At 44.3% G+C, this 14,453-nt stretch carries 12 protein-coding genes; 10 read left to right on the top strand and 2 right to left on the bottom strand.

The genetic code is table 11. The annotated features are described in order from the left end of the window. Nucleotides 1–85 precede the first annotated feature (85 nt). A complete protein-coding gene (locus EGI32_RS08265) occupies nucleotides 86–2,650 on the bottom strand; it encodes an endonuclease (RefSeq protein WP_255154919.1) in 2,565 nt (854 codons plus the stop codon). 135 nt (nucleotides 2,651–2,785) lie between these two features. Continuing rightward, on the bottom strand, nucleotides 2,786–3,043 hold the full coding sequence (gene rpsT, locus EGI32_RS08270; RefSeq protein ID WP_255154920.1) for a 30S ribosomal protein S20: 258 nt from the start codon (nucleotides 3,041–3,043) through the stop codon (nucleotides 2,786–2,788). A 321-nt stretch (nucleotides 3,044–3,364) separates the two neighbouring features. Here rpsT and EGI32_RS08275 point away from each other — a divergent pair, with 321 nt between their 5' ends. From EGI32_RS08275 to rpsP, 10 genes are all read left to right on the top strand, one after another. Next, nucleotides 3,365–6,124: a 2-oxoglutarate dehydrogenase E1 component gene (locus EGI32_RS08275; protein ID WP_255154921.1), complete on the top strand. Its 2,760-nt coding sequence runs from the start codon at nucleotides 3,365–3,367 to the stop codon at nucleotides 6,122–6,124. A gap of 147 nt (nucleotides 6,125–6,271) precedes the next feature. Beyond that, nucleotides 6,272–6,649, top strand: a complete 378-nt coding sequence (locus EGI32_RS08280) for a GxxExxY protein (protein WP_255154922.1) — start codon at nucleotides 6,272–6,274, stop codon at nucleotides 6,647–6,649. 60 nt (nucleotides 6,650–6,709) lie between these two features. Next, nucleotides 6,710–8,026, top strand: a complete 1,317-nt coding sequence (gene ffh, locus EGI32_RS08285) for a signal recognition particle protein (RefSeq protein ID WP_255154923.1) — start codon at nucleotides 6,710–6,712, stop codon at nucleotides 8,024–8,026. 307 nt (nucleotides 8,027–8,333) lie between these two features. Then, on the top strand, nucleotides 8,334–8,918 hold the full coding sequence (locus EGI32_RS08290; RefSeq protein ID WP_255154924.1) for an RNA polymerase sigma factor: 585 nt from the start codon (nucleotides 8,334–8,336) through the stop codon (nucleotides 8,916–8,918). Further along, a complete protein-coding gene (locus tag EGI32_RS08295) occupies nucleotides 8,899–10,245 on the top strand; it encodes an outer membrane beta-barrel protein (protein WP_255154925.1) in 1,347 nt (448 codons plus the stop codon). Before EGI32_RS08290 ends, EGI32_RS08295 begins: the two co-directional genes overlap by 20 nt. Before the next feature lie 225 nt (nucleotides 10,246–10,470). Beyond that, nucleotides 10,471–11,763 carry a c-type cytochrome gene (locus EGI32_RS08300; RefSeq protein WP_255154926.1) on the top strand — a complete coding sequence of 431 codons (1,293 nt, stop codon included), beginning with the start codon at nucleotides 10,471–10,473 and terminating at the stop codon, nucleotides 11,761–11,763. Between the two features lie 5 nt (nucleotides 11,764–11,768). Next, complete coding sequence (locus EGI32_RS08305; RefSeq protein ID WP_255154927.1) at nucleotides 11,769–12,197, top strand: OB-fold putative lipoprotein; 429 nt, start codon at nucleotides 11,769–11,771, stop codon at nucleotides 12,195–12,197. 117 nt (nucleotides 12,198–12,314) lie between these two features. After that, entirely contained in the window at nucleotides 12,315–12,869 is a 555-nt protein-coding gene (locus EGI32_RS08310; RefSeq protein ID WP_255154928.1) for a YceI family protein, read from the top strand. Between the two features lie 15 nt (nucleotides 12,870–12,884). Next, nucleotides 12,885–13,763, top strand: a complete 879-nt coding sequence (locus EGI32_RS08315) for a DUF5777 family beta-barrel protein (protein ID WP_255154929.1) — start codon at nucleotides 12,885–12,887, stop codon at nucleotides 13,761–13,763. A 159-nt stretch (nucleotides 13,764–13,922) separates the two neighbouring features. Further along, nucleotides 13,923–14,426 carry a 30S ribosomal protein S16 gene (gene rpsP, locus EGI32_RS21130; protein WP_303626625.1) on the top strand — a complete coding sequence of 168 codons (504 nt, stop codon included), beginning with the start codon at nucleotides 13,923–13,925 and terminating at the stop codon, nucleotides 14,424–14,426. The last annotated feature ends 27 nt before the right edge of the window (nucleotides 14,427–14,453 follow it).

A 14,453-nucleotide genomic window follows, 5' to 3' on the forward strand; every position in this document is an offset into this window, starting at 1 on the left:
AATTAAAATTAGGCAAAAATTAAAACCCCCGACAGGGTTGTGAACCGCTGTCGGGGGCTTTATCCTTTGCGCCTTTGTTTGAAACTTATTTTATCACTACAAATGATTCATTGATCACCTGTGAGTTGTTGGATATCTTAATAAAATACCTTCCTGATGCCAATCCTTTTACATCCAGCGGAATATTGATGTCGCCTACGGCAACTGACCGCTGCATCACTACACGGCCGGAGATATCGGTTACTACCAGCGTGCTTCTTGCAGCAAGTGTCTGCATCAGCTTGATGGTAAGATTACCTACGGTAGGGTTGGGGTATACAAGCGCATTAGAGAGGTTATTGTTGAGCTTCACCGCTGCTATCCTGCTGTACTGGAAGCTGCCGTCGATGTCGATCATTTTAAGGCGGTAGTAAGCGGAAGCTGTAGAAGGCAGGTTGTTATCGGTAAAGGAATAGTTGGCAAGGTTTTGCCCCGCTACTTCGCCTATCTTGTTGAAAGCGATACCATCGGTGCTGCGTTCCACTTCGTATTTACGGAAATTGGTTTCGTAGGTAGCATACCATTTCAGCAAGGCGGTCTCATTATTTTTTACTGCCGTAAAGTCGGTGATGGTAACAGGTACCACGCCTGTGCACTGAAATACCAATGCTGCATATTCCGGATGATCTACATACGGGTTCCTGTTGTGCTGGCCTGATTGGTAATAGATCGCGTTGTTGCGGTCGATCTCTTTCTGGCTTACCGGGTCCTGGTTGATCCATTTGAAAACGAGCTTGAGGTACCATAGATCATAGATCTGTAATCTCCTTTTTGCCACATCCGGTTCGTCGCTGGTGCTAAGGAAAAGCGGGGAAGCTTCGGTATTGCCCGACCAGTTCTGGCTGATGATCTCATCTTCATAACGTGTAGCCATGTACAAGCTGGTGCGTGCAAGATCACCTTTATAAGCGTTAATAGGTTCAAACACGGTACCGGTATAACCGAAGTTGTTACCGGTGCCGAGCTTGCTACCATTGGTAGAAGTAAAGCTGGCATTGGTCACTTCTCCATATGGAAAATTGCTGCGTTTGCCATTTACCCAGCCATCGGTTGGATAAAGATGTTGTATATCCGAGAACATCGGAGAAGCATCGTTAAACCATGATTTTGGAGTGGAGTGTTCACGGTTGTAACAATCGCCTTCGCTGTCGTATTGGCCGCAGGCATTGGTACCAAAAGTATAAGTGTATGCTTCCGCACCGGTAGGGTTGTCTGAATAGATATCCCAGATAATGTTGGCTGTATTTGCATCATTGCGGTGGATATCGGTAAACTGGTATGCCTGGTACACACCATCATAGCTTATATTTACATAACCATTTCCGCTGATAGTTTTCAATGCAGTTTTAAGTGGCTGGCAACTCAGGCTCGCTGCGCTGTTATAGAATCCTGCCGGTATACCTGTTGAATTATTGGAAGTTGTATCCGCATTGAACATTGGAACAGTATTGTAAAATGGTTGCCCGGAGCATTCCGTATTCGCTGAAAAATAATAAAAATAATAAATTGTATTCTGCGTGAGGCCATACACTGCAAACGATGTATTTGCGCCAACGCTGGCAACAATACCATTTCCAAATGTTTGTCCTGGAGTGTATACTGTACCATTTACAGGTGTCGCGTTCAGGTTGGTTCCTATAGTATATACAACCAGGTAGCTGTTTGCTCCCGATGCGGGTGTAAAGTTTACCGAAATACTGGTATTGGAGGTTGAGTTTGAAATTGGGGTCGATGGAGGTGCCGAAGGCGGTGTGGTACATGCCGCCAATGGGGATGTAGTGGCTACACCGGTAAGCGGATTGGTATTGACATAATTGTTTCCTGCGCCGCAGTCGTTATTCACAGCAAAAATGTAATAATAATACGTGGTGCTCGCTGTAAGGTTGACATCGTTGAAGTTGGCTGCCGTTACATAACCTACTACCGTACCGCCTCCGAATGCTTGTCCGGCAGTGTAACTTACTCCGTCAACGGGATTGGCACTGAGTGTAGGTGCGAGTGAACGAACTACAAAATATGCATCCGCAGCAGGAGTTACCGGGGTAAAATCACCTGAAATAGTTGTGGGGGTAATGCTCAGGTTGAGATCTTCCGGTTGTGCTGTAGGTTCGGTACAAGGAACCCCGTTGCCTGTCCAGCTGATATCATCTATTCCCAGGCGATTGGTATTGGCTGCGCTCAATTGCCTTATTTCTAATTTAAAAGTTCCGGAAACGTTTATCGGAAGTGAGTAATCGGTAGAAGCATTGGAGGTGGCTGTTACCGTAGTGCCGTATTGGGTATTGTTGATGAATACTCCAAAGGTTGCGGAGCCGGTATTGGCCAGGGCGTATTTAAAGCTGATGGTGCCGATGCCGTTGGGAATATTATCGCACGATACGATACCGGTAGTATTGCGCATGATGATATGTGTGCCGGTAAAGCCGGTGATATTTCCGCCGCCATCTGTACGGCCCACCGCATTCCAGGTAAGGCCATTGTCGCCTGTCCAGGTGATGGCAGTGTAGGTAGAGCCGGTTGCCGGAGCATTTGTGAAGCTTTCGGTTCCCTGTGCTTTGGTAACGTGGGAGAGAAGGATAGCGCTAATAAGGAGCGTGTATATTTTGAGCATACAATCAAGTGTTTGTTTTTCAGACCTGCAAAGCTATCCTAAAGATGCTTTTACAGGTATTAAGTTATCAACAACAAAGCCCATCAATGTTTATTTGACGGGCTTCGGAAATATTTAGGGATAATACTATAGTAATTACTTAGCTAACGCGTTGATCCTTTTAGCGAGCTTGCTCTTCAGGTTAGCAGCTTTATTTTTGTGGATAGTTCCACGTTTTGCTAATTTATCGATCATAGCGTTTACAGAAGGTAATTTTTCTGTAGCAGCTTTAGTTTCGTCTAATGCTTTGATATCGCGGATAGCGTTACGGGTAGTCTTACCATAATAACGGTTGCGTTCGTTACGTTTTGCCGCCTGGCGTGTATCTTTTTTAGTAGCTGAGTGATTTGCCATTTAATTCTTTTTTTGGGCTGCAAAGATAGGAGTTTAGTTTAATCTTTTGGAGTTTTTTGAAAGTTTTTTTGATTTTAAGAGAAAAAGTAAAGGGTTTTCAAAAGTAAACCTTGGTTTTAAGCAAGTTATATTTTTAACCACCAAGACACAAAGTACACAAAGTGGCACAAAGCTGGTTTCTCTGATTGTTTTATTTTCTCCCTGGCGAAAACTTTGTGCGCCTTCGTGTTCTTTGTGTCTTTGTAGTTTAAAATCACCAAAAAAGCACGATATTTGCAGCCAAATTATAAATTTCCGACAAAAACTCATTAATAAGGCGCCATGAAGGACTTCCAGTATATCACCAACGCACATCCTGCTTATATTGAAAATTTGTACAATGACTTTGTAAAGGATCCCGAAAGTGTTGATACTGAAATGCGTAAGTTTTTCGAAGGGTTCGATTTCGCGGTTTCCAGCGTAGCTGCACCTACCAACGGTAAAGCCAATGGAACCACCGCGGCTTCTTCCACATCGTTGGCGGCAGGGCAGCTCGACAAAGAATTCGGTGTTTACCAGCTCATCCAGGCTTACCGCCGCAAAGGGCACCTGGTGGCCAAAACCAATCCTATCCGCGAACGTAAGAACAGGCATGCCAATCTCGAACTCGAGCATTTCGGCCTCGGCGATGCTGACCTGGACAAGGAATTTGAAGCCGGTAAATTTGCCAACCTCGGCAAAACCACGCTGAAAGCCATTGTAGAAAAACTGCAAAAGACCTATACCGCACATGTAGGCATCGAATTTGGCGCGCTTAATAATGTAAAGAAAATAGACTGGCTCATCAATGCCATGGAAAACGATTTTCATGCGCCATTGCCGATCGAAGAAAAAAAACGCATCCTTCAGAAACTGAACGAAGGCGTGATGTTTGAAAAATTCCTGCATACAAAATATATCGGGCAAAAAAGGTTCAGCCTCGAAGGTGGTGAAACCACCATCGCCGCCCTGGATACCATCATCAATACGTCTGCAGAAAAAGAAGTACAGGAAGTAGTGATCGGTATGGCGCATCGCGGCCGCCTGAATATCCTGGCAAACGTGATGGGGAAGACCTACGAACACATCTTTACCGAATTTGAAGGCACCGCCATACCCGATACCACCATGGGCTCAGGTGATGTGAAATACCATCTTGGCTACAGCAGCGAAGTGGATACGCCTTCCGGCAAAAAAGTGAACCTTAAATTATGTCCCAACCCTTCACATCTCGAAACCGTAGATCCGCTGGTGATCGGTTTTGCACGCAGCAAGGCGGATGTGATGTATGCCAGCGATTTCGATAAAATATTGCCTATCCTGATACACGGCGATTCTTCCGTAGCAGGCCAGGGCGTGGTATATGAAGTATTGCAGATGAGTAACCTCAAAGGTTATTACACCGGTGGTACCATTCATTTTGTGATCAATAACCAGATCGGGTTCACTACCGATTTTGATGATGCCCGCAGTTCGGATTATTGTACTTCCATTGCAGGCCTGGTGCAGGCGCCTGTGTTTCATGTTAATGGTGACGATGCGGAAGCAGTGGTGAAAGTGGCGAAGATAGCAACCCTGTACAGGCAGGAATTCAACAGCGATATCTTCATCGATATGGTTTGTTATCGCCGCCATGGCCACAATGAAGGTGATGAGCCTAAGTTTACACAGCCGCAATTGTATGCGCTGATCGACAAACACCTCAATCCACGGGAAGTATACACTCAATACCTCATTGAGAACGGTGAGCCTGATGCAAAGGAACTGGCCAAGCAAATGGAAAAGGAATTCCTGGCGCAATTGCAGGAACGCCTCGATGAAGTGAAGCAACATCCGCTGCCGTACACTTACCAGAAGCCGGAACTCTGGTGGCAGAGCCTTCGCAAAGCAACGCCGGAAGATTTTGAAACATCACCTGTGACCGCGATCAAGGAAGAAGAGCTGAAAAAATTATTCGATGGCCTGATGAAATGGCCGGAAGATTTCAAACCGCTGCGTAAAGTGGAAAAACTGCTGCAGGATAAGATCAAATTATACAACGACGAACAAAAGATAGATTGGGCAACTGCAGAATTATTGTCGTACGCCAGCCTGCTCACCGAAGGAAAAGATGTACGCATGAGCGGACAGGATGTGAAGCGTGGTACATTCAGTCATCGTCATGCCGTACTGTTTGATGAAAATGATAACAAAGAATACAATCGTCTGGATAAATTAACCGAACAGCAGGCGCCATTCAGGATTTACAATTCATTGTTGAGCGAATACGCGGTGCTGGGTTTTGAATATGGATATTCGATGGCCAACCCGAATGCCCTGGTGATCTGGGAAGCGCAGTTTGGCGATTTTGTAAATGGTGCACAGATCATGATCGATCAGTACATTGCCGCAGCGGAAACCAAATGGCAGCGTATGAATGGCGTGGTATTGTTGTTGCCGCACGGTTACGAAGGACAAGGTCCCGAGCACAGCAGTGCCCGTATGGAACGTTTTCTTCAGCAATGCGCTGAACTGAATATGGTGGTTACCAACATTACCACTGCGGCCAACTTCTTCCACGTGATGCGCAGGCAACAGGCATGGGAGTTCAGGAAACCATTGATAGATTTTACGCCGAAGGCCAACCTTCGTCATCCGGGGAGCTATAGCTCCATCGGCGAATTTACCAGCGGCGGGTTCAAGGAAGTATATGATGATGCAAATGTGAAAGATGCCGGCGAAGTGAAGAAAGTATTGATGTGCAGCGGTAAGATCTATTTCGACCTGGAAGAACGCCGTCAGAAAGAAAACCGTACGGATATCGCCATCGTTCGCGTAGAGCAGTTGTACCCTCTGCCACAAAAGCAACTGGATGCTTTGTATGCCAAATACAGCAAAGCCATCTGGTACTGGGTGCAGGAAGAACCGCTGAACATGGGCGCTGCAAGCTTTTTAAGGATGAACCTGAAAAATATCAATTTCCATATCATCAGCAGGGCAGCGAGTGCGGCTACGGCTACGGGATATGCGAAGATCCATGCAAAGGAGCAGGCGGCGATCATTGATAAAGCATTTAGTGTGTAGAAAAATAAACGCTGATTTTAAAAAGATTTTTTGATTTCGCAGATTGATTTTAGCTGCGCTAAAATCGGGGTTTAAAAGCGTGAAAGGTTGTTGTTTTTCACAGGGTTTGAATACGAAGATGTTATAATTTGGCTTAAAGTTATTTTGATGCCTGATTATAAATATTCTGAACTGTCCGGTAAAATTATAGGTGCTTCAATGAAAGTACATAGTTTTCTGGGGCCGGGTTTTCCGGAAATTATTTATTCGAGATGCCTTATTATTGAATTGAAGAAATTAGGGCTGCTGTGTGAAACAGAAATTGAAAAGAAGATATTTTACGAGGAAGTGAATGTTGGTGCCAGAAGATTGGATTTGTTGGTAGAAAATTCCATCATCGTCGAACTCAAGGCTGTAGTAGAGGTAGAACCGATATTTTACAATCAGGTGATCAATTATCTTAAAGTATTTAATATAGAAGTAGGTTTGCTATTGAATTTTGGAAATAAAAGTTTACAGTACAAAAGATTTGCAAGATCAAAATGACGAAGTCATTTTATCAGCGCAATCAAACAATCTTTTTTAAAATCAGCGTTTTTTATTATTATGTTTAATTCATTATCAGAAAAATTAGAATCAGCGTTTAAGAATATAAAAGGTGAAGGCCGTATCACCGAGCTTAATATTGCCAACACATTGAAAGATGTGCGTCGTGCATTGGTGGATGCGGATGTGAATTACAAGATCGCGAAAGATTTTACGGACAAGCTGAAAGAAGATGCCATCGGGTCCAAAGTATTGCTGTCGGTGACCCCGGGGCAGCAGATGGTGAAGATCGTGCAGGATGGCCTGACTGAACTCATGGGTGGAACGGAAAGTGAATTCAATATTTCCGGGAACCCGGCAATCATCCTGATCGCAGGCTTGCAGGGTAGTGGTAAAACCACTTTCAGCGGTAAGCTGGCCAATTACCTCAAAACAAAAAAAGGAAAATCACCTTTGCTGGTGGCAGCAGATATTTATCGTCCTGCGGCGATCGATCAGCTGGAAGTACTGGGTGGACAGATCGGTGTGGATGTTTATTCCGACAGGGAAAATAAAGATGCCGTTTCCATTGCGCTGAATGCGATCAAAGAAGCGAAAGCAAAAAATAAGAATGTGATCATCATCGATACGGCCGGCCGTTTGGCGGTAGATGAAGTGATGATGCAGGAAGTAGAGAATGTGAAAAAGGCCGTGAACCCACAGGAAATATTATTTGTGGTGGATAGCATGACCGGCCAGGATGCAGTGAATACTGCAGCTACCTTCAACGAACGCCTCGATTTCAGCGGCGTGGTACTGACCAAGCTGGATGGTGATACAAGGGGTGGTGCGGCATTGTCTATCAAATACACGGTAAACAAACCGATCAAGTTCAGCAGCAGCGGCGAAAAAATGGATACGCTCGATGTGTTTTACCCTGAAAGGATGGCACAGCGTATCCTCGGGATGGGTGATATCGTGAGCCTTGTGGAAAAAGCGCAGGAACAATTTGATGCGGCAGAAGCGGCCAAACTGGAAAAGAAGATCCGTAAAAATCAATTTGATTTTGAAGATTTCAAAACCCAGTTGCAGCAGATCAAAAAAATGGGTAACCTGAAAGACCTGATGGGAATGATCCCGGGTGTGGGAAAGCAGGTGAAAGATCTTGATATCAATGATGATGCATTCAAAGGAATAGAAGCAATGATCAATTCCATGACGCTGGTAGAAAGGCGCAACCCGGATATCATCAGCCCGTCGCGGAAGAACCGTATTGCTAAAGGAAGCGGAAAAGATATCGCAGAGCTGAATGCCTTCCTCAAACAATTTGAGCAGATGAAAGGAATGATGAAAATGATGAATAAGATGCCGATGGGGAAGATGATGGGACGGCGCTAACGCTCAATTAAAAATTAAAAATTAAGAATGCAGGACCCGCCTTTGGCGGGTTCTTTTATTATAAAATAAACGCTGATTTTTAAAAAGATGACTTGATTTCGCTGATTTTTTTACTTCGTAAAAAAGACGATAATTCTCTTATAATCATTAAGATAATTTATGGGCGTAGATTTTGCGACAGCAAAATCATCAGCGAAATCATTTTATCCCTTTAAAATCAGCGTTTATTTTTCTGCAGGCAACCCTTTTTTCCTTTATGCCGAATAAGCTTAAAATGGTAGTTTCACAGTTGTAAATAACCAATACTTTGCCAGAAGGGCAGCAATTATTACATATCATCCAGGGGTGCGTACAGGCAAAAAGGGAGAGCCAGAAAGAATTTTATAAAATTTTCTATGGTTTTTCCATGGCTATTGCTATGCGGTATTGTTCGGCCCGGGAGGATGCTATGGAAGTGACCAATGATGGTTTTTTAAAGATATTCAGGCAACTGCATACATTCGAGCCCCGTCATGGAAATTATGAAGCCTCGTTGAAAGGCTGGATGAAGAGCATCCTTATCCACACTGCTGTGGACCATTTCCGCAAAAACAACAAACATCCTTTTTTTACCGACATCACCGAAGAGCATCATGACGACCGCGATATGGCGGAGAGCTCTATTGACCGGATGTCGTACAAAGAGATCATGGAGATCGTACAGCGGTTATCGCCGGTTTATCGTACGGTATTCAACCTGTACGTTATAGACGGGTACAAACATGAAGAAATAGCCAAACAACTGAACATATCGGTGGGTACATCAAAATCCAACTTGTCGAAGGCAAAAATAAATATTCAAAAAATGCTGAAGGAGGTTGATAATCCTTGTTATGAAAGAAAAGCAGTTTGACCATATAGAAAATAAGATACGTGCAGCCGCTGAAAACAGTGAGCCGGACTTTGATGAGCAAAGCTGGCAAAAGATGGAGCAGTTGCTGGATAAGGACGACGATCGTAAACGGCCACTGACGTGGTTCATACTGCCGGTGCTGTTGTGTGCATTGGTAGCCGGTTATTTTGTTTTCAATAAAAAAGATAATGCGCAAAAAGAACCAACCCTGGCTGAAACTAAAATAGAAAAGCTATCGTCTGGCGAAAAAACAAAAACTGAAATTGCTGGTCCCGAAAAAAATGAGCCGATAAAAAATACTGCCGTTGCCATAACCGGGAAAAATACTACAGATGCTGTTACAAGATACCCGGATCAAAAAGATCCGGCCAGGAGTAATAGTTTATCCTCCAACAGGATTATTTCAAAAAGAAAAAGAAATAATGATGTGTTGATATCGGATGAAATAGTTGATGCATCTAATCATAAGCGTACCACAAAGGGTAAAACAAAAGTTACGATCAGGCCATCTGTTCCTGTAGAAAATGAGGATGGAGATGTTGTTGTTCCATCAGCAGAAAGTAACAGCAAAAAAATAGCTGTGCCAATCGGGCCTTCTGCACTCGCGGTTGCAACGACTGATACGGCGAATAAACTACAGAAAAAAATATTGGTAACAGATACCGCTTCAAAGAATGCCACAGCAAGTACCACTCCAGGCAATAAAAAATCACGTGCTTCCTCGCGTTTTTATTTTACAGCTGCGGCAGGTTTTGAAGCCAGCAGTGTAAAATTTCTTTCTGCCAGCGGTAGTACTGCAGTTGGCAAATACGGGCTGGGCGCTGGTTACCAGCTAAGTAAAAGATGGGCGGTGCAAACGGGTTTTAATGTGAGCCGTAAAAAATACATTGCCGGCGCCGGCGATTACAATGCAAAAGAAGGATCTTATTGGTCGATGGTGGAAATAAAAAAAGTAGATGCCAATTGCCTGGTGTATGAGATCCCGCTGACAATTCGTTACGATGTATTGCAAAGAAATAAATTCAATTTATATGCTACGGCAGGGATATCTTCTTTTATCATGAAAAAAGAAGATTACCAATATGATTATATCCGCAACAATACTTTCTATCAACGTAGCTGGACTTACACCGGGAATAAGAATTTGTTTTCGGTGGTATCAGTTTCAATGGGTGTTGAAACCAAACTCCGCAACGGATTTTCGTTGCTGGCAGAGCCTTCTGTAAGTGTGCCTGTATCGGGTGTGGGCGATGGAAAGGTGAAACTTTACTCGATGGGATTACAAGTTGGATTAAAATATCAGCCTTTTAAGAAACAAAAAAAGTGAGAAAAAAAATCGCAGATTAAAAAAAGATTTTTTGATTTCGCTGATTTTTGCTGCCGCAAAATGAAATACATTTTTTAATTAACTCATCAAGCTTTAAGACAGCACACTTTTTTTGCAACGCAAAAAATATTCTGTGTAATAAAAAAAATCTTTTTTTAATCTGCAATTTTATTTTCAAGGCAACTCTTTTTTTGATGTATACGATACTGTAAAAAAAACTATCGTATGAGGAAGACATCCTTAACTCTATTAGCTTCATTATTTTCCATCATCTTAGTGGTGATATCCTGTAGCAAAGAAAGCACACCCCCTGCCGATCCGTGTGCATCCAAAACACTCGTGCTGGATGCTGTATTGACGGCCACTTCGGGCGGAAGCACCACTAACGGAGTGATCACTGCAACTGCTACAGGCAGCACAGGATTTACTTACAGCATTAACAACGGAACTTTTCAACCAACGGGAGTATTCAATAACCTCGCTGCAGCAACTTATAGCGTTATCGCAAAAGATTCCGATGGGTGCACGGTTTCCAAATCATTTACCATCACCGCTTCCGCCTGTCCAACAATTACTATTACCGCTGCTACAGTAAATACTACGGCTCCGGGAACCAGCGATGGATCCATCACCGCGACGGCTGCAGGCAGTACAGGATTTACGTACAGCAAAGATGGCACTACTTTTCAGGCAACAGGGGTTTTCAATAACCTTGCGGCAGGCAATTACAACATTACCGCTAAAGACGTGAATGGGTGCACCGCTACACAGAGTTTTGTAGTGTCTAGTGCCGCCTGCCCCTCCATTACCGTTACAGGAACTGCAACCACTACCAGTGGCCCGGCAGCCAGCAACGGATCGGTTACGGCTACTGCAACAGGTGGTGTTGCTCCATATACTTACAGCGTTAATGGTGGCGCTTTTCAATCTTCTAATTTGTTTGCAAACCTTGCGGCAGGGGCTTATACCATTGCAGCCAAAGATGCGAACGGGTGCCTTGGCGCCAGTGGTGCCATTAATGTTACGAGTGCGCCTTGCCCTACGATCACTTTGTCCACTGCGGTAGTTGGTACAGACAAATGCGCCAACAATACCGGCTCTATAACGGTTACGGCTAGTGGCAGTACGGGCATTACTTATAATATCAACAATGGAGCTTACCAGTCTTCCAATATATTCAATGCCCTGGCAAGCGGCAATTACACGGTAGGGGTGAAGGATGCCAATGGCTGCGTCAATAGCAGCAGCGCTACGGTCAATATAGGTCCTGCAGGCCCCAACTTTACGAACGTGAAAGCTGTGCTGGCCGCCAACTGCGTGGCTTGTCATGGAGGCTCGTCACCGCAAAACGGCATCAACTTTACGGATGACTGTACCATCGTAGCACAGGCAGCAAGGATCAAATCGCGTGCGGTGGATGCCAATCCATCTGTGATGCCGCCAACCGGCGCTATCTCCAATTCCGATAAACAAAAGATCGTTGACTGGATAAACGCTGGAGCTAAATACAGTAATTAAAATTTATGAGGATAGTGAAAAAATATGTTCTTCCGGTAGTGGTTATACTTGCTGCTGCAGGGGCGCTGTACGCTTACAGGGAATATAACCGTAAGCCTGCAGACCTCACCAACATTGCTCCGCAGGAGATAACAGATGTGCCTTCGATGGTGAATATGTACGACAGCAACGAAGTGAAAGCCAACGAAAAATTCCTGGGGAAAACGGTTGAAGTTAAAGGAGTGGTGTCTGATGTGATCAATTTACAGGATACTTTGCTCACGGTAATGTTGGGCTCTAAGGAAGAAATGCATCGCGTCAGTTGCCTGTTGGATAAAGAGCAGATAGTTAATTTAAAAAAATGCGTGGTTGGCCAGCAGGCAACTATCAAAGGCATCTGTACCGGCTTTCTGCTCGATGTTGAAATGAACCGTTGCGTCATCTTAAGTAAATAACCTGCTCCGCGAAACCTCTGCAAACTCCTGTTCTCCGCGGTTTCAAAAAAACGTAACCGCAGAGAACAAGAGAACGCAGAGTTTACGCAGAGAATATTCTATCAAACATTTATAGCTATGAAATCAATATCAATATTATCGTTCTTGCTAATCATTCATTCCGTCTCTTTTTCACAATCAAAATTATTCACGAAGAGTGGCAACATCACTTTTCATTCTTCTGCGGCCATGGAAAAGATAGAAGCCACCAACAACAAAGTGCTGAGCGTATGGATGCCTGCTGACGGAAAGATTGAGTTCTCCGTTTTGATGAAAGGCTTTGAATTTGAAAAAGCCCTGATGCAGGAACACTTCAACGATGATTATGTGGAAAGTGATAAATATCCTAAAACAACATTTAAAGGAACGGTGGAAGGCAGCAGGAATATTTCACTTTCTGCCGACGGCAACTATCCTGTAAAAGTAACCGGCTCACTCACGATGCATGGTGTTACCAAACAGATCAGCACGCCCGCCACTATCAGGGTGAAGGGTGGAGTAGCGGGCGCAACAGCCAGTTTTACTTTATTGCTGGCAGATTATAATATCAAGATCCCCTCTATTGTTGCCGACAATGTAAGCAAGCAGATACTGGTGGTAGTGAATATCCCGGCCTATCAACCCATGAATTAATTGAAAAATAAACAGATGAATAAATTCGTATTGGCAGCATTCTTTTGTGGCTGCATTTTCAGTGCTCATGCACAGGAAGAATCATTGCTCAAAGGAGTGGAAGACAGTTTACCCGTAAGCCAGAAAGTTACGGGTGCGTTTAAATCAACCCGTGTTATCAATGCGCATTCGGTGGAGATGCTGGCAAAAGGGAACCTTGATTTCAGGATCATGCACCGGTTTGGGTTTGTGAGCGATGGGGTAAAACAATTCTTCGGCCTCGACCAGGCCACCATGCGTATGAGTTTCGACTATGGCCTCACCGATAACCTGACCATCGGTATCGGCCGCAGTACTTTTCGTAAGGAACTGGATGGATTTATAAAAGCCAGGTTGATGCAACAATCCACCGGCCCGAAAGCGAAACCCTTTTCTGTGATCGTTGCCGTAGGGTATGTGGTGCATACCGAGCAGTCGTTCGATTCGGTAAAGCCGGATGTTATCGACCGGTCGGCATATTATTACCAGCTGGTAGTAGGCAGGAAATTCAATACTAAATTTTCGATGCAGCTGAGCCCGATCGTGGTGCATACTAATTTTCCGGAAGACATCAACGACGACCGCACCATCTTCGCCCTTGGCGGCGGGGCCCGGTATAGCATCAGCAAGCGGATGGCACTTACGCTGGATTATCATCACCCGTTCGGCAGGCTGAATGAGCAATTGACCGATCCGTTATCGGTTGGCCTCGATATTTCTACCGGTGGACATACCTTTCAGCTGCAGTTCTCCAATTCGATCGGTATGAATGAAAGGGCTTATATTACACAAACCACCGGCGATTTCTTCAAAGGGGATATCCGTTTCGGGTTCAACCTTTCGAGGATATTTAAGGTGGGGAAGCGGCATAAGTAGCGTAAAACCTGCTTAATTTTAGACAAATCCTAATAAATTGACAAACGGAACATTATTTTTTGGATATTCCTGTTGAGGTCATTATCTTCGCATTCGCCTTTTTTTAAAGGGCATTTTAGAAACCCTATTTATTCACAACCAAGAAAATTTCTATTTTTTATGGCTGTTAAAATGAGATTGCAACGACATGGCTCCAAGAAGAGGCCATTCTACTTCATCGTTATTGCGGATGCCCGCAGCCCACGCGATGGTAAATTTATCCAGAAATTAGGTTCTTACAATCCACTGACCGTTCCGGCTACAATCCAGATCGATCGTCAGAAGGCATTGGACTGGCTGCAGAAAGGTGCTCAACCCACCGATACTGTACGTCGTATCCTGTCTTTCAAAGGTGTATTGTTCCTGAAACATTTATTGCGTGGCGTAAGCCTCGGCCTTTTTGATGAGGCCGCAGCAATGGAGAAATTCACCAAGTGGAGCAGCGAGCACGAAGCGCATGTAGCTAAACGCCAGGGTGCTCATAAAAAAGCACGCACGGATAGCCGCAATGTACCGGTAGCGAGAAAAGTTGAACCAGTTGCAGAAAAAGTAGAAGCACCTGTAGCCGCTCCAGAAGAAACTGAAGCGCCAACTGCCTCTGAAGAAGCGAAAACAGAAGAATAAGATTGCTGTTTTTAAACTTATCAAGTC

This window comes from Ferruginibacter sp. HRS2-29 (assembly GCF_024343615.1).
Classification (GTDB): domain Bacteria; phylum Bacteroidota; class Bacteroidia; order Chitinophagales; family Chitinophagaceae; genus Ferruginibacter.

Bases quoted from the DNA above. Each gene is read 5' to 3' on its own strand.
- rpsP (WP_303626625.1), top strand. From the start codon at position 13,923: ATGGCTGTTAAAATGAGATTGCAACGACATGGCTCCAAGAAGAGGCCA.
- ffh (WP_255154923.1), top strand. From the start codon at position 6,710: ATGTTTAATTCATTATCAGAAAAATTAGAATCAGCGTTTAAGAATATA.
- EGI32_RS08315 (WP_255154929.1), top strand. From the start codon at position 12,885: ATGAATAAATTCGTATTGGCAGCATTCTTTTGTGGCTGCATTTTCAGT.
- EGI32_RS08300 (WP_255154926.1), top strand. From the start codon at position 10,471: ATGAGGAAGACATCCTTAACTCTATTAGCTTCATTATTTTCCATCATC.
- EGI32_RS08265 (WP_255154919.1), bottom strand. From the start codon at position 2,650: ATGCTCAAAATATACACGCTCCTTATTAGCGCTATCCTTCTCTCCCAC.
- EGI32_RS08280 (WP_255154922.1), top strand. From the start codon at position 6,272: ATGCCTGATTATAAATATTCTGAACTGTCCGGTAAAATTATAGGTGCT.
- EGI32_RS08275 (WP_255154921.1), top strand. From the start codon at position 3,365: ATGAAGGACTTCCAGTATATCACCAACGCACATCCTGCTTATATTGAA.
- EGI32_RS08310 (WP_255154928.1), top strand. From the start codon at position 12,315: ATGAAATCAATATCAATATTATCGTTCTTGCTAATCATTCATTCCGTC.
- EGI32_RS08295 (WP_255154925.1), top strand. From the start codon at position 8,899: ATGAAAGAAAAGCAGTTTGACCATATAGAAAATAAGATACGTGCAGCC.
- EGI32_RS08305 (WP_255154927.1), top strand. From the start codon at position 11,769: ATGAGGATAGTGAAAAAATATGTTCTTCCGGTAGTGGTTATACTTGCT.
- rpsT (WP_255154920.1), bottom strand. From the start codon at position 3,043: ATGGCAAATCACTCAGCTACTAAAAAAGATACACGCCAGGCGGCAAAA.